The following is a 15,095-nucleotide window of genomic DNA, read 5'->3' as shown; positions in this document are numbered from 1 at the left end:
GTGCCTTATGGTAGAGTTCCTCGTTGCGAAACTTCACGACGTCCACTTCATGACGATGCTGCTGGCCGCCGTTGCCGCCAGCGCCACAGTCTATACGCTGGTGATGCCGCTGTTCGCTGGCGAAGGCCTTTCCAAGCGCATGAAGGCGGTAGCGAACGAACGTGAGCGCATCCGGCAGCGCGAGCGCGAGCGCCTCCACAAGAGCGAAAAAGTCTCGCTGCGCCAGACGCCGAAGCAGCTCGTCTCGAAGGTCGTCGACGACTTCAACCTGACCAAATGGCTCGCGCAGGAAGCTGCGCGGGACAAGCTCATCATGGCGGGCTATCGGGGCCAGGCGCCCTACATCACCTTCCTGTTTGCCCGCCTGGTTGCCCCGATCGTGCTGTTCGTCGGTTCGGTCGTCTACGTGTTCCTGATCGCGCATATGCAGCAGTCGATGCCGATCAAGATCGGCATCTGCGTCGGCGCGGCCTATCTCGGACTTCAAGCGCCGATGCTGTTCCTCAGGAACGCGATCTCCAAGCGCCAACTCTCAATCAAGCGCGCCTTTCCCGACGCGCTCGACCTGCTCCTGATCTGCATCGAATCCGGCATGTCGATCGAGATGGCATTCCGGAAGGTCGCGGTCGAAATCGTGGGCCAATCGATCGCGCTGTCGGAGGAGTTCACCCTGACAACGGCCGAGCTGTCCTATTTGCAGGATCGCAAGGTCGCCTACGAGAACCTCGCGCGGCGCACCGGGCTCGAGGGCGTCAAGTCGGTATGTCTCGCGCTCCAGCAGGCGGAGCGTTACGGCACCCCGCTCGGCCAATCCTTGCGGGTGATGGCGCAAGAAAACCGCGACATGCGCATGAACGAGGCCGAGAAAAAGGCCGCAGCATTGCCGCCGAAGCTGACGGTACCGATGATCCTGTTCTTCCTGCCGGTGCTGTTCGTCGTCATCCTCGGACCGACGGGGATCAAGGTCACCGAGATGCAATGACGTTAGATGCGGACCGCGCAAGGTCCGCGGCTGCTTTCAGGATTGGACGATCACGTCTGATCAGTCGGGCTGGCCGAGCGAGGCGACCGGAGTCCGCTTCGGCGCACCCCGCTTGACGTCGCTGCGGGTCAGCATTTCCTTGAGATAGGCGACATTGGCGGCAGCCTGGTCCGGCGGCAGGTCCGCCTTCACGATGGTCTCGGCCTCGGCGAAGCGGCCCTGGAGACCGACGACCAGACCGAGATTTTGCCGCACCCGCGCGTTTGCGCGCGGCGAGGCATAGGCTTGCCGCAGCGCGTCTTCGGCCTTCGGCAGGTCTCTCGACAACATGTAGGACAGGCCGAGATTGGAGAGCACGCCGGGATCGCCAGGCGCAATCTTGAGCGCGCTCGCGTAATAGGAACGCGCTTCCTCGTGACGGCCCATCTGATCGAGCGCGGTCCCCTGCACCGAGAGCAGCCGCCAATCCGGGTTGTCGGGCGAATGCGCCTTCGTCAGCACGTCGAAGGCTTGCTGGAAATTGCCGTTGTCGGAGAGCGCGCGGCCGTATTGGGCCATCAGCGCCTTGTTGCCGGGATTGGCGATGGTCGCCTGCTCGAGCACGGCGGCGGCCTGGGCGTGCTGGCCGTTGGCGCGCAAGGCTTGGCCGTAGGCGAGCGCCGCATCGGCGTCCTTGGGATTGGCACGATAGCGCTCGCCATAGACTTCGGCAGCGCGCGCGGGATCGGTGGGAGCGGCTTCCGCCCGAGGCCCGACCGAGCCCGTGACGTCGGAGAGCTTCGACATCGCCGTGCAGCCGCCGAGGCCCATGGCCACCGCCGCAACCAGCGAGGTGGACGCAAGAAGCCGGGCAAGACTGAGTCGTCCAAGACTGAGCCGTCCAAGACTGAGCCGTCCAAGACTGAACCGTTCAAGACCGAACCGTTGACGCATGACGCTTTGACTCTCGAGCCGATTGATCGAGCCGAACACGCCAGCAATAGACTGTTAACCCTAACGGCCGGTTAATTCCCTGCCGTGTCCCTCACCGCGTCGCCTGCGGCGGCACCTCGCCGCCGAGGCCCAGATCGAGGCCCAGCGCCTTCACCTGCTCGTTCAGGTCTCGCAGCAATTGCAGTCGTTGCCGCGTTTCGATCTCGACATCGATGCCCGGCCGCGCCACCCTCGGCAATTCGCGCAGAAGATCGTCACGATTGACCAGACGCCTCGCGCGGAGCTCGTCGAGCTGAACGACGTCGATGCCGAGCACATTTGCAGATTGCTCGATCAACCGACGCAGCAGCGATGTCACCACGGCTACTGCGTCGAGGTCATGCTTGCGTGCGGATCTCGAGAACTTGCTGTCGAGATCGGCCCAGGCGTGAGAGGTCACGAGATAGATGTGGAGCAAATCGGCCCAATCCACCTCGCCGTCGGCATAGAAGGCGCGGCGTAGCAGGAGCCGGCGGGCGAATGCCGCGACCTGATCCCGTTTCAGCGTCGTGCATGCGTCGATCTCGATGCCCGACTGGACGGCCGGATCTCGGGAAAACTCGCGCCCGGCCGGCAGCCTGACGACGCCGTGCGGCAGGTTGGAATCGAGCGGCCTGAAGACACCATCCTTGCGCGGACGTGAGTAGCGGGCGATCGCGAAGCGATACTCGGTGCGGCCCCCATGGGACATCGGGCCGAAATGGATAACGTTGAAGCCGGCATCGTCACCGGCCTGCCCGGTCGATGATGGACAGGACAGGACGTAGATCGTGCGCCAGAATGCTTCATCGCTCTCACTCGACGTGGCGCGCGGATCGGGAATCGAATAGCGCGTCAAGCCTTCGACATGCCGGTGTCCGTGCAGAACCAGATCGACGTTGAGCGATGTCGCCGCTTCGAGGAAGGTCGCGGGCGCGGCGAGATACATCAGCGGCTCGTCGGGCACGCCGAGAAACCGCTTTCCTTCTCCGGTCGCCTGCGGCAGTGGATGATGGTGCAGCGCCAGCACGCGCACCAGGTTTTCAACCGGCTCGGCATAATCGGCGCGGCCGCCCGACCCGAGGCTGCCCGCGAGTTCGACGCTAAGCCGCGAGGAATCCGAGACCAGGGCGTGATAGGCGCTCTGGTCGACGTTGCCGCTCGCGAGCGTCGTGAGGCTCGCGCGGTTCGAATCCAGCAGCAGCAGATCGAGACCGGCCTGACGGTAGTAGACGCTCTTCGAGGTCCGCGGCAAATGCAGGTAATCATAGACGTCGTGGCGGCCTGCACGCTGGCTCGGGCGCTTGACGTCGTGATTACCGGCAATTGCCTGAATGTCGGTGAACAGCCCGGTCTGCCGGAAGGACGTAATGACGGCGAGCGCTTCGTCGAGCGCAGGCGGCGTCGGGTCGTCGACGATATCGCCGGTGATCAGCAGGATGCGATCGGGAACATCCGCGAAGTCCGCCATCCTCTCGCGAATTGCAGCATTGAGCGTCTCGATCGTCGCAAGCAGCCGACCAGACCCGTCCAGATGCAGGTCGGAAATCTGTACGATGACGAACGATCTATCCATTTTGCGTCGCTTATTTGCGAATGCCGCGCCGCGCAAACGATAAGAGAAATGCCTTCGACGATCAGGTTCCGTTCGGTATCAGCCCGAGCCATGATGAGCCGGGGTAAGAAGCGACCGCATGCCTCGTTGTTGTGCTCGCCACGTGCAGAATTGCACGACACAATCTAAAATATTGGCCAATAATGCCACAACCGCAGCGCTAGTAAAGCCCCGCGGCCGCTCGCGTGAACGGCGGTCCTCGGCATGAGATACGGGGCCCGCCGATGATGGTTTCGTTCACCAGATCAATATTCGATGGCGAGCCGCTTGCGGATTTCGTCAATGCGCTTGTCCAGTGCATCGAACCGCGCGTGAACGGAGCGGTCGTGGAGATAGAAGACGTAACCACCGGCGAGGAACGCGAATATCCAATGATGATGCTCGACATAGCCAAAAATCGCCTCGACCGCCTGGCCGATGAATGTGACCACGCTCCACACAAATTCCATTGCATTTCCTCCCGGCCGGCTTTGTCGTCGGCCGCCGGAGATCTCCGCACCTGACGGCCCGTTGCCGGAACCTAGCATGGCCCCCTTGCTGCGAGTAGCGGATCGCTCAACGATGGCAGCAAAGCTGATTGCAGCGGCGGCGAAACTCTGCGAAATCTCGTCCGTTCGTATGACCCGCTCGATCTGACGATCCGGACCCGCCAATGCCTTCTGTCTTCGAGACGTCGCCTACCGCCATTCCGATCACCTTCGTCACCAAGTCGAGCTGGGATCAGGTCGCTGAGCGGCTACCGGCGGCGCAACGCCAGTTCGCCACTGCGAGCGCCTTTACCGCAAAGCCGGGCGGCTATCTCGCGCTGCCCGCGCCCGATGGCGCGATCGCGCAAGTGCTGTTCGGGATCGAGGACGAAGGTGCAAGATCGCGCGACCTGTTCCGACCGGGCGCCCTGCCCGGCCTGCTGCCGCCGGGCGTCTATCGCTTCGCCAATGCACCGCACGATGCACGGCTCGCCGCACTCGCCTTCGCACTCGGCAGCTACCGCTTTGCCCGGTACCGCAAGGCGGATCGCCCCGAGGTCCGTCTCATGCCCCCCGACGGCGTCGACGCGACCGAGATCAACCGCATGGCTGACGCCGCAATGCTGGCGCGCGACCTCATCAACACGCCGGCCAACGACATGGGGCCGGAGGAGCTTGCCGCAGCCGCGCAGGATCTCGCCGCCGAATTCGGTGCAAGCTTTGCCTGCACCATCGGTGATGAGCTGAAGACGAATTTTCCGCTAATCCACGCCGTCGGCATGGCCTCAGACCGCGCGCCGCGGCTGATCGACATTGGCTGGGGCGACCCGGCGCATCCCAAGGTGACGCTGGTCGGCAAGGGCGTCTGCTTCGACACCGGCGGGCTCGACCTGAAGCCTTCGAGCGGCATGCTGATCATGAAGAAGGACATGGGGGGCGCCGCCAATGTGCTGGCGCTGGCGCGCATGGTGATGGATGCGAAGCTGAAGGTGCGGCTGCGCGTGCTGATTCCGGCCGTGGAGAACGCGGTGGCAGGCAATTCCTTCCGCCCGCTCGACATCTTCACCTCGCGCAAGGGCATCACGGTCGAGATCGGCAATACGGACGCGGAGGGGCGGCTGGTGCTTGCCGACGCGCTGGCGCTGGCGGACGAGGAAAAGCCGGACCTGCTGATCGATCTCGGCACGCTGACGGGAGCGGCACGCGTCGCGCTGGGGCCGGATTTGCCGCCGTTTTACACCAACGATGAGATGCTTGCCGCCGACGTCGCACGATGCGCGGTGAAGGAGAACGATCCGCTGTGGCGCATGCCGCTGTGGCCGCCTTACGATGCGTGGCTGGACTCCAAGACCGCCACCATCACCAACGCACCATCAGGCGGCTTTGCCGGCTCGATCATCTGCGCACTGTTCCTGCAACGCTTCGTCGAGCACGCCAGGAGCTGGCTGCATGTCGACATCTATGGCTGGACACCGTCGGCGAAGCCCGCACGCCCCGAGGGCGGCGAATGCCAGGCCGCGCGCGCGATCTACACATTGCTGAGCGAGCGCTATGCGTGATCCGGGGCGAGATCCAAGGCTGACACCGTCGCGCGGCGATCTCGCCGCAAAATACCTCGAAGGCAAGGTGCAGGCGGATCGTTTCGTCACGGGCGAGGAATTCGAGACAGTCGAGGCGATCGCGCCCGTGCGCGAACAGCCGTCGTCGAACGCGATGCTGATGACGCAAGCGTTGCGCGGCGAGCGCGTCACGGTCTACGACCGCAACGGCGAAGGATGGGCGTGGGGTCAGCTTTCCGGTGACGGCTATGTCGGCTGGCTGCCGGATGCAGCGCTGATGAAGCCCTCGGCCGCCCCGACCCATATGGTCAGCGCGCTACGAACCTTTGCCTTCCCCGGTCCCTCGATCAAGCTGCCGCCCGCAGACACCCTGGTGATGGGATCAAAGATCGTGGTTGTGCGCGAGGACGGCAGCTTCGCCGTGACGCGCGACGGACAATATCTGCCCAAGACCCATCTCGTCCCGCTCGGTCATCGCGAGCCGGATTTCGTCGCCGTCGCCGAGCGTTTCGTCGGCACGCCCTATCTCTGGGGTGGCAAGAGCAGCCTTGGCGTCGATTGCTCCGGCCTCGTTCAGATCTCGCTGACATCGGCGGGCATCGGCTGCCCACGCGACAGCGACATGCAGCAGGCCGGCCTCGGCCGCGCGCTGGAGCCGCATGAGCAGAGCAAGCTACAACGCGGCGATCTCATCTTCTGGAAGGGGCATGTCGCGATCGTCCGCGATGGCGGCACCATGGTTCACGCCAATGCGCATCACATGGCAACGGTGATCGAGCCGATCGAGCCGGCGATTGCACGGATCAAGCAAGCCGGCAGCGAGGTCACCGCGATCAAGCGGCTCTGACGGACCCTACGTCGCCGCCGAACCGTTCTCGGCCGTCTCCAGCCGGAACGCCGCCGCAAACAGCGCGCGCGTGTAATCCGTCTTCGGATTCTTGAAGAGCTCGGCGGCCTGGCCTTCCTCGACCACCTTGCCGCCACGCATCACGATCAGATGGCTCGCGAGCGAGGCGACGACGCGCAGATCGTGCGAGATGAACATGTAGGTGAGATCGCGCCGGCGCTGCAATTCACGTAGCAGATCGACCATCTGCGCCTGAATCAGCATGTCGAGCGCACTGGTCGGCTCGTCCAGCACGACGAAATCCGGCTCCAGCACCACCGCCCGCGCGATGCTGATGCGCTGGCGCTGGCCGCCGGAGAATTCATGCGGATAACGGTTGCGGGTATCCGGCTTCAATCCGACGTCCTCGAGCGCCTTGACGACGCGCTCCTCACGCTCGCCGCGCGAGAGCTGCGGTTGATGCACGGTGAGGCCCTCGGCGACGATGTCGGCGACCGACATGCGCGGGCTGAGCGAGCCGAACGGATCCTGGAACACGATCTGCATGTCGCGCCGGAACGGCCGCATCTCCTTGAAGCGGAGACCCTGGATATCTTTTCCCAGGAACACGATACGTCCGTTCGAGGAGATCAGCCGCAGCAATGCGAGCCCCAGCGTGGTCTTGCCCGAGCCGGATTCGCCAACGACGCCGAGCGTCTCGCCTTTGCGCACGGCGATGCTGACGCCGTCCACCGCCTTGATGTGGCCGACCGTCTTGCGCATCAACCCGCGCTTGATCGGAAACCAGACTTTCAGATCGTCGGCCGACATTACCACCGGCGCATCTGGCTGCGGCGGCGCCGGATCCGGCTTCGGCTCCGCGGCAAGCAGGTCGCGCGTATAGGGATGCTTCGGGGTCTTGAAGACCTGCTCGACCGGCCCCTGCTCGACGATCTCGCCGCCCTTCATGACGCAGACCTGGTCGGCGATGCGGCGCACGATGCCGAGATCGTGGGTGATGAAGAGCAGGCTCATGCCGAGCCGGCCGCGGATCTCTGCGAGGAGCGTCAGGATTTGCGCCTGCACGGTGACGTCGAGCGCCGTGGTCGGCTCGTCCGCGATCAGCAGGTCCGGCTCGTTGGCGAGCGCCATCGCGATCATCACGCGCTGGCGCTGGCCGCCGGAGAGCTGGTGCGGATAGCTCTTCAGCCGCGTTTCTGGCTCGGGAATGCCAACCTGCGTCAGCAATTCCAGCGTCCGCCTGCGCGCCTCGGCATTGCTGGTCGGATTGTGCAGCTGGATGATCTCGCCGATCTGCGCCTCGATCGTGTGGAGTGGGTTGAGCGAGGTCATCGGCTCCTGGAAGATGATCGAGATGTCGCTGCCGCGAATCTCCCGCATCTCCTGCTCCGACCGGTCGATCAGTTCCTGGCCCTTGAAGTGGATGCTGCCCGAAGGATGCGAGGCGTTCGGATAGGGCAACAGCTTGAGAATCGAGAGCGCGCTGACCGACTTGCCGGAGCCGGACTCGCCGACCAGCGCCAGGCACTCGCCGCGCCTGATCTGGAACGAGACCTTGTCGACCGCGAGCGTCGTGACGCCGCCCTGGTGGAAGGCCACCGAGAGGTCGCGCACGCTGAGCAAAGGCTGGTTGATCGCGTCCATTGGCTTACCTGAACGTCTTGCGCGGATCGAACGCATCGCGCACGGCCTCGCCGATGAAGATCAAGAGCGACAGCATGATCGCGACCGAGAAGAAGCCGGAGAAACCGAGCCAGGGCGCCTGCACGTTGGACTTGCCCTGCGACAGCAGCTCGCCGAGCGACGGCGAGCCGGGCGGCAGTCCGAACCCCAGGAAGTCGAGCGCCGTCAGCGTCATCACCGAACTCGACACGATGAACGGCAGGAATGTCATGGTCGCGACCATCGCGTTCGGCAACAGATGCCGGAACATGATGACCTTGTTCGACACGCCGAGCGCCCGCGCCGCCTGGATGTACTCGAAATTGCGCCCGCGCAGGAATTCCGCGCGCACAAGCCCGACCAGCGATACCCAGGAAAACAACAGCAGGATGCCGAGAAGCACGAAGAAACCGGGCACCAGCACCGACGACAGGATCAGCAGCAGATAGAGCGAAGGGATCGCGGTCCATATCTCGATGAAGCGCTGGAACAACAGGTCGATCCAGCCGCCGAAATAGCCCTGCACCGCGCCGGCCGCGATGCCGACGACGGAGGAGACGATGGTCAGGCAGAGGCCGAACAGCACCGAGATGCGGAAGCCGTAGATCAGCCGCGCCACCACGTCGCGGCCCTGGTCGTCGGTGCCGAGCCAGTTGTATTCGAGATCGCGGCAGCTCTTGAGGCCCTTCTTCTCTACGACGGGCTTGCACTGCGCTTCCGTCAACATCCAGGTCGGCCGCGACGGCGCCGGCGTCGGCAGATCGAGATTGTGGGTGTCGTAGGAATAGCGGATCAGCGGCCAGACGATGCTGCCGCCCTTGTCCCTGATCAGCTTCTGCAAATAGGGATCGCGATAGTCGGCCGCCGTTTCGAAGTCGCCGCCGAAAGTCGTTTCCGAATAGGTGACGACGGACGGCCAATAGAGGTGGCCATCATATTTGATCAGGAACGGCCGATCATTGGCGATCAGCTCGGCGAATAGCGACACCACAAACAGGATCAGGAAGATCCAGAAGGACCAATAGCCGCGCCGGTTCGCCTTGAAATTCTGCCACCGGCGCCTGTTGAGCGGCGATGGCACGAACGGTTTGCGCGTGATCGGCACGGCACTGCCGAGCGGCGACTTCGCAGTGGTTTCGATCGGCGTGGTGGGGGCGGCCAGTGTCATCAGACCTCCCGCGCCTCGAAATCGATCCGCGGATCAATCCACATATAGGTCAGGTCAGAGATCAGGTTAATCACGAGGCCGACAAGCGAGAAGATGAAGAGCGTGCCGAACACCACGGGGTAGTCGCGGTTGAGAACGCTTTCGAAACTGAGTAGTCCCAGTCCGTCCAGCGAGAAGATGGTCTCGATCAGAAGCGAGCCCGAGAAGAAGGCGTGGATAAAGGTGCTGGGAAAGCCGGCGATGACGATCAGCATCGCGTTGCGGAAGACGTGACCGTAAAGCACCCGGTTCTCGCTGCAGCCCTTCGCGCGCGCGGTCATCACATACTGCTTGCGGATCTCGTCCAGAAACGAGTTCTTGGTCAGGAACGTCATGGTGGTGAACGCACCGAGCCCCATGGCGATCAGCGGCAGTGTCAAATGCCAGAAGTAGTCGATGATCTTCCAGTACCACGGAAACTGCGACCAACCGTCCGACGTCAGTCCGCGCAGCGGGAACCAGTTGAAGAACGAACCGCCGGCAAACAGGATGATCAGGAGGATCGCAAACAGGAAGCCGGGTATGGCATAGCCGAGCACGAGCACGCTCGATGTCCAGGTGTCGAAGCGCGTCCCATCCCTGACCGCCTTGCGGATGCCGAGCGGAATCGAGATCAGGTAAGTGAGCAACGTCAGCCAAATGCCGAGCGAGATCGAGACCGGCAACTTCTCCTTGACGAGCTGGAGCACGCTGACATCGCGAAAATAGCTCTTGCCGAAATCGAAGCGGGCGAAATTCCAGACCATCAGCGCGAAGCGCTCAGGGGCCGGCTTGTCGAAGCCGAACTGCACTTCCAGCTTTTTGATGAAGTCGGGATCGAGGCCTTGCGCGCCGCGATATTTCGAATTGATGGCGTCGCCGCCGGCCCCCAACTGCCCCGGGGCGCGCTGCGCAAAGTCGCTGCCGCCCGAAATGCGCGAGGTCCCGCCGGTGTCGGCGCCCGAGAGCTGCGCGATCACGCGCTCGACCGGCCCGCCCGGCGCGAACTGTACGACAATGAAGGAGACGAAGAGGATCCCGAGCAAGGTCGGGATCATCAGCAGGATGCGGCGGGCGATATAGGCGCTCATGGCTGTTTCGCCTGCTCGAGCTTGGCAGCCTTGCCGCCGTCGTGCCACCAAATATCGGGGGCGCCAACGCCGTTGGCATAACGCGGCGGCTTCTGCGGATGGCCGAATTGGTCCCAATAAGCAAGCCGGTGCGTCTTGTTATACCATTGCGGCACCCAATAACGGCCGGCGCGAAACAGGCGATCGAAGGCGCGGCAGGCTATGGTCAAGTCCTCGCGGCTGTCGGCCGCCATGATCTTCTCGATCATGGCATCGATGGCCGGGCTGGCGACGCCCGCGAGATTGTACGAGCCCTTCGTTGCCGCGACCTGCGACGAGAAGAACGCGCGCATGGCGTCGCCCGGCGTTGCGGACATGCTGAAGCGTTGGATCGTCATATCGAAGTCGAAATCTTCCTGGCGCGCCTTATGTTGTACGGCATCGACGAGGCGCACGCTCGCTTCGATGCCGAGCGTCGCGAGATTCTTGATGTAGGGCCCATGGTGCGGCTGGAACGAAGCCTCGTCCAACAGGAATTCGATCCTGAAGACCTCACCGTTCGGCAGCATCCGCTTGCCGTCCTTGATCGGCAAGCCGGCATCGCTGAGCAGTTGCTGCGCCTTTCGCAAGAGGCTGCGATCCTGCCCGGAGCCGTCCGAGACTGGCGGCGTGAACGGTGCGGCGAACACCTCGTCGGGAACCTGGCCGCGAAACGGCTCCAGCAGCTTCAGCTCTTCCGGCGGCGGAGGCCCATCGCTCGCCATGAGGTCCGAGTTCTGAAATGGCGATACCGTGCGGGCATAAGCACCGTACATGATGGTCTTGTTGGTCCACTCGAAGTCGAAGGCGTCGATCAGTGCCTCACGCACGCGAGGATCCCTGAATTTTTCGCGCCGCGTGTTGATGAACCATCCTTGCGCGCCGGACGGCGTGTCGTCGGGCACGACCTCCATCTTGACGCGACCGTCCTTGACCGCGGGGAAGTCATAGCGGGTCGCCCAGATACGAGCAGTGAACTCTTCGCGGTAGAGATAGTTCTTGCCGGTGAAACCTTCAAAAGCGACATCGCGGTCGCGGTAGAATTCGTAGCGCACGACGTCAAAATTGTAGCTGCCGCGACAGGGGGGCAGATCGGCAGCCCACCAATCCTTGACGCGCTCGTATTCGATGTAGCGGTTGACCTCGAACTTGCCGACCTTGTACGGCCCCGAACCCAACGGGATCTCCAGAGACGTTTCGTCGAACGGACGGGAGGCATAGTAGGCTTTCGAGAAGATCGGCAGGCTCGCCACATAGAGCGGCACGTCACGCGCGCGTCCCTTGGCGAAGGTCACGACCAGCGTCACCTCGTCGATCGCTTCCGCGCTGACCATGTCGCGCATCTGCACGATGATGAGCGGATGGCCCTTGGCCTTCAGCGACGTCAGCGAAAACGCAGCGTCGTGCGCGGTGAGCTTGGTGCCGTCGTGGAATTTCGCCTCGGGCCGCATGGTGAAGCGATAAACCAGCCTGTCTGCCGATATATTTACGGACTTGGCGGCAAGCCCGTACATCCCGTCCGGTTCGTCATTGGCGCGCAGCATCAGCGGCGCAAAAGTCATGTCCATGCCCTGCGCGCCATCGCCTTTGAGGATAAAGGCATTGAGCGAGTTGAAGGTCTGGTAGGACTGGTTGTAGGCGCGCACCGACGGGATAAGCGAGAAGGTGCCGCCCTTCGGCGCGTCGACATTGACGTAGTCGAAGTGATGGAAATCGGCGGGATATTTGAGGTCGCCGAAGGCCGACATGCCGTGGGCCTCGGCGGGCATCTTGGACGCTGTCGCGCCCCGGAGCCACGCGGCGCTGAACGCGCCACCGGCACCCAGGGCCAGCACATGCCGGCGTGAAAGCTGCGCCATGCGAGAAATGCCCCTCACGACTTCTTTGCGATCCGCGCCGCTTTGTCCGCGTCGTGCCACCAGATGAACGGAAAGCCGGACTGACCGTATTTGGGCAATTCCGCCGGCCGGCCGAAGCGGTCCCAGCGCGCGGTGCGCACCTTCGTATAAGTCCACTGCGGCACGACGTAGTGATTCCACAGCAGCACGCGGTCGAGTGCCTTGGTTGCCGCGACGAGATCGTCGCGACCCTTGGCGTAGATCACCCGCTCGATCAGCTTGTCGACCGCCGGATTCTTGATGCCCGTAATGTTGCGTGAACCGGCGATGTCGGCCGTCTTTGAGGACCAGAATTCGCGCTGCTCGTTACCCGGCGACTGCGACTCGCCCCAGGAGTTGGTGACGATGTCGAAATCCCACTCGCGCGTCCTGTTCTCGTACTGAGTGGGATCCACCGTCCGCACGCTGACAGCAATGCCGAGCCGTTCCAGCGACGGCTTGTAGAACAGCGTGATCCGCTCGAAGCTTGGATCTGAGTTCAGCAGTTCCAGCGAGAACTGGGCGCCGGTCTTGATGTCGATCAGCTTGCGCTCGCGCACCTCGTAGCCGGCTTCCTTGAACAGGCGCAGCGCCTCGCGCAGATTGTCGCGAACGGCTTCCGGACTGCCGCTGACCGGGTTGGTGTAGGCCGTGGTGAAGATTTCGGGCGGGACCTCGGCGCGGACTGTCTCGAGGATCTCGAGCTCCTTGCCCTGCGGCAACCCGGTCGCCATCAGCTCATCAATGCCATCAAAATAACTGCTGATGCGCTTGTACTGGCCGTAGAAGATCTGCTTGTTCATCTCCTCGAAGTCGAAGGCGTAATTGAGCGCGCGTCGCACGCGCGGATCCTTAAACTTGGCGCGGCGCAGGTTCGGCACGAAGGCCTGCATGACGCCCGAGCTGCGATTGGCGAACTCCTCGAGGATCACGCGCTTTTCGGTGACGGCCGGGAAGTCGTAGGCTGTCGCCCAATTCTTTGCGCTGTTCTCGGTGCGCCAATCGACCTGATCGGCCTTGAAAGCCTCGATCGCCACGGTGGCGTCGCGGAAATACTCGTAGCGCAGCTCGTCGAAATTATTTCGGCCCACATTGGCGGCGAGATCGCGCCCCCAATAATCCTTGACGCGCTCCAGCGCGATCGACCGCCCGGCAACGAATTCCTTGACCCGGTAGGGGCCCGAACCCAGCGGCACTTCGAGCGTGGTGGCGGAGACATCGCGCTTGCGGCCCTGCGCGTCGGTGCCCTCCCACCAATGCTTCGGCAGGACCGTGAGTTGCCCGACGATCTGCGGCAATTCGCGGTTGCCCGGCGCGTCGAACACGAACTTTACCTCACGCTCGCCGACCTTCTCGGCTTTCACCACATGGCTGTAATAGGCCGAGTACTGCGGGTGGTGCTTCTTGAAGGAATCGAGCGAGAAGATCACGTCTTCCGCGGTAACCGGCTTGCCGTCGTGCCATTTGGCTTGCGGCCGCAAGCGGTAAGTCACGAAGGAGAAATCATCCGGATGGCTGACGGCCTCGGCCAGCGCGCCGTATTCGGTCGAGACTTCGTCGAGCGAGGCCGTCGTGAGGGATTCGTAGATGAATGCCACGGCACCGGCGACTTGCCCCTTCACACCGGAGACGACAATATTGAAATTGTCGAATGTGCCGACGGCGATCTGGCGCGCGACGCCGCCTTTTGGTGCTTCCGGATTGACGTAGTCGAAGCGCTTGAAGTCCGCAGGGTATTTGACCTGTCCGAACAGCGACAGCGCGTGCCGCCAAGTCGGCTCGCTGGCGGATTGCGCGTGTGCCACGCCGACGCCGGAAAGGCCCCCTACGGAACCAAGGGCGGGGAGCGTTGCGGCAGCGGTGCCAGTGAGCAGGAGATCGCGTCGGGTAAGGGCCAAATCAACATTCCTGTCTTGAAGGAGGCTACTCCTTTAAGGTCCCAATATAGGCGAGGTTTCGACGGAATATGTTGCTTTTTCCTCATCTTGGAAGCCCGGCTGGCCGATCGCTGCGGCCAAACGCCCCGATAACAACGCCGCGAGGCCCGGATAAGCAAACGGCCGGGCTTTGAGCCCGGCCGCGTACCAAGATCGAAATCGACAGGCCTTACTTCGCCGCGGTCGGCAGCGGCTTCGGGCTGTCGGAGAGACTGTTCAGGTAAGCGATCACGTCGGCGCGCTCGCTATCCTTCGGGATGCCGGCAAAGCCCATCGCGGTGCCCGGGACAGCCGCCTTGGGATTGGCGATGAACTTGTTGAGCGCATCGAAGTCCCAGGTGCCGCCCTTGGCCTTCATCGCAGCCGAGAAGTTGAAGCCGCCGCGGCCCTCGCCAACATGGTCGCCGACGACGCCGTAGAGGTTCGGACCGACACGGTTCGGGCCGCCCTTCTCGAAGGTGTGGCAGGCGCCGCACTTCTTGGCGGCGGAGGCGCCCTTCTCGACCGAGGCGGTCTGGAGCAGCTTTTCGATCGGTTCGGCGGCTGCGGGGGCAGCGCCGCCTTCCTTGCCGTGACCGGCGTCTTCCTTCACCGCGATCTCGAAGCCCGGCTTTTCCGGCATCTTGGGCGAGAACAGCGCACTCGCGGTGAAGCTCGTCACCAGCAGAAGGAGACAGGTGCCGAGCACGGCACCGAGAATCTTGTTCAGTTCGAAAGAGTCCATTTCCGGCCAGGCCCCACACCGCAAGAAGGATCGAGCGGCCCAATGCGGCCGCCAGGACGAGCCTCGGAGAATCAACGTTCCTTTATTGTTTCCCCGAGTTTTGCCATTGAGATATCGGTTTGCCCGGGGTCTGGCAACCCGTATAAGCGAGCGGGCTTCACGCCCGTCCCCACCCCATT

12 protein-coding genes are annotated in these 15,095 nt (G+C 63.2%); 3 read left to right on the top strand and 9 right to left on the bottom strand.

The window, feature by feature from the left end; genetic code table 11:
• The first annotated feature begins 7 nt into the window (after positions 1-7).
• Positions 8-982, top strand: a complete 975-nt coding sequence (locus tag IVB48_RS31625; protein WP_027570195.1) for a type II secretion system F family protein — start codon at positions 8-10, stop codon at positions 980-982.
• Positions 983-1,042: 60 nt separating this feature from the next.
• Here IVB48_RS31625 and IVB48_RS31620 read toward each other — a convergent pair whose 3' ends face one another.
• The 3 genes from IVB48_RS31620 to IVB48_RS41435 form a co-directional block, all read right to left on the bottom strand.
• Positions 1,043-1,792, bottom strand: a complete 750-nt coding sequence (locus IVB48_RS31620; protein ID WP_247284104.1) for a tetratricopeptide repeat protein — start codon at positions 1,790-1,792, stop codon at positions 1,043-1,045.
• Between the two features lie 214 nt (positions 1,793-2,006).
• The gene (locus IVB48_RS31615) at positions 2,007-3,509 is read right to left on the bottom strand and encodes a metallophosphoesterase (RefSeq protein ID WP_247406264.1); all 1,503 of its coding nucleotides are present in this window, start codon (positions 3,507-3,509) and stop codon (positions 2,007-2,009) included.
• A gap of 284 nt (positions 3,510-3,793) precedes the next feature.
• Positions 3,794-3,997, bottom strand: coding sequence for a hypothetical protein (locus tag IVB48_RS41435; protein ID WP_018454690.1), 204 nt, complete (start codon positions 3,995-3,997; stop codon positions 3,794-3,796).
• A 203-nt stretch (positions 3,998-4,200) separates the two neighbouring features.
• On the opposite strand from IVB48_RS41435, the gene IVB48_RS31605 reads away from it, so the two are divergent.
• Together IVB48_RS31605 and IVB48_RS31600 are read left to right on the top strand one after the other, a co-directional pair.
• Complete coding sequence (locus IVB48_RS31605; RefSeq protein ID WP_247406261.1) at positions 4,201-5,574, top strand: leucyl aminopeptidase family protein; 1,374 nt, start codon at positions 4,201-4,203, stop codon at positions 5,572-5,574.
• A complete protein-coding gene (locus tag IVB48_RS31600; RefSeq protein ID WP_247406258.1) occupies positions 5,567-6,421 on the top strand; it encodes a C40 family peptidase in 855 nt (284 codons plus the stop codon). The genes IVB48_RS31605 and IVB48_RS31600 overlap by 8 nt, the downstream gene beginning before the upstream one ends.
• 6 nt (positions 6,422-6,427) lie before the next feature.
• Here the strand turns inward: IVB48_RS31600 and IVB48_RS31595 are convergent, their stop codons facing one another.
• From IVB48_RS31595 to IVB48_RS31570, 6 genes are all read right to left on the bottom strand, one after another.
• Positions 6,428-8,065, bottom strand: a complete 1,638-nt coding sequence (locus IVB48_RS31595; protein ID WP_247406255.1) for an ABC transporter ATP-binding protein — start codon at positions 8,063-8,065, stop codon at positions 6,428-6,430.
• A gap of 4 nt (positions 8,066-8,069) precedes the next feature.
• Positions 8,070-9,251 carry an ABC transporter permease gene (locus IVB48_RS31590; protein WP_247406252.1) on the bottom strand — a complete coding sequence of 394 codons (1,182 nt, stop codon included), beginning with the start codon at positions 9,249-9,251 and terminating at the stop codon, positions 8,070-8,072.
• A complete protein-coding gene (locus IVB48_RS31585; protein ID WP_007605353.1) occupies positions 9,251-10,360 on the bottom strand; it encodes a microcin C ABC transporter permease YejB in 1,110 nt (369 codons plus the stop codon). The genes IVB48_RS31590 and IVB48_RS31585 overlap by 1 nt, the downstream gene beginning before the upstream one ends.
• Positions 10,357-12,237, bottom strand: a complete 1,881-nt coding sequence (locus tag IVB48_RS31580) for an extracellular solute-binding protein (protein ID WP_247406250.1) — start codon at positions 12,235-12,237, stop codon at positions 10,357-10,359. Before IVB48_RS31580 ends, IVB48_RS31585 begins: the two co-directional genes overlap by 4 nt.
• Before the next feature lie 14 nt (positions 12,238-12,251).
• Complete coding sequence (locus tag IVB48_RS31575) at positions 12,252-14,153, bottom strand: extracellular solute-binding protein (RefSeq protein ID WP_247406247.1); 1,902 nt, start codon at positions 14,151-14,153, stop codon at positions 12,252-12,254.
• Between the two features lie 208 nt (positions 14,154-14,361).
• Entirely contained in the window at positions 14,362-14,916 is a 555-nt protein-coding gene (locus IVB48_RS31570) for a cytochrome c family protein (protein WP_027570186.1), read from the bottom strand.
• Positions 14,917-15,095: the final 179 nt, after the last annotated feature.

Origin of the sequence: Bradyrhizobium sp. 76, from assembly GCF_023073025.1 — a bacterium.
Classification (GTDB): domain Bacteria; phylum Pseudomonadota; class Alphaproteobacteria; order Rhizobiales; family Xanthobacteraceae; genus Bradyrhizobium.
Note: the sequence above shows the minus strand (reverse complement) of the source record. Positions and strands in the feature narration are given on the sequence as shown.

Bases quoted from the DNA above. Each gene is read 5' to 3' on its own strand.
- IVB48_RS31625 (WP_027570195.1), top strand. From the start codon at position 8: ATGGTAGAGTTCCTCGTTGCGAAACTTCACGACGTCCACTTCATGACG.
- IVB48_RS31620 (WP_247284104.1), bottom strand. From the start codon at position 1,792: ATGGGCCTCGGCGGCTGCACGGCGATGTCGAAGCTCTCCGACGTCACG.
- IVB48_RS31615 (WP_247406264.1), bottom strand. From the start codon at position 3,509: ATGGATAGATCGTTCGTCATCGTACAGATTTCCGACCTGCATCTGGAC.
- IVB48_RS41435 (WP_018454690.1), bottom strand. From the start codon at position 3,997: ATGGAATTTGTGTGGAGCGTGGTCACATTCATCGGCCAGGCGGTCGAG.
- IVB48_RS31605 (WP_247406261.1), top strand. From the start codon at position 4,201: ATGCCTTCTGTCTTCGAGACGTCGCCTACCGCCATTCCGATCACCTTC.
- IVB48_RS31600 (WP_247406258.1), top strand. From the start codon at position 5,567: ATGCGTGATCCGGGGCGAGATCCAAGGCTGACACCGTCGCGCGGCGAT.
- IVB48_RS31595 (WP_247406255.1), bottom strand. From the start codon at position 8,065: ATGGACGCGATCAACCAGCCTTTGCTCAGCGTGCGCGACCTCTCGGTG.
- IVB48_RS31590 (WP_247406252.1), bottom strand. From the start codon at position 9,251: ATGACACTGGCCGCCCCCACCACGCCGATCGAAACCACTGCGAAGTCG.
- IVB48_RS31585 (WP_007605353.1), bottom strand. From the start codon at position 10,360: ATGAGCGCCTATATCGCCCGCCGCATCCTGCTGATGATCCCGACCTTG.
- IVB48_RS31580 (WP_247406250.1), bottom strand. From the start codon at position 12,237: ATGGCGCAGCTTTCACGCCGGCATGTGCTGGCCCTGGGTGCCGGTGGC.
- IVB48_RS31570 (WP_027570186.1), bottom strand. From the start codon at position 14,916: ATGGACTCTTTCGAACTGAACAAGATTCTCGGTGCCGTGCTCGGCACC.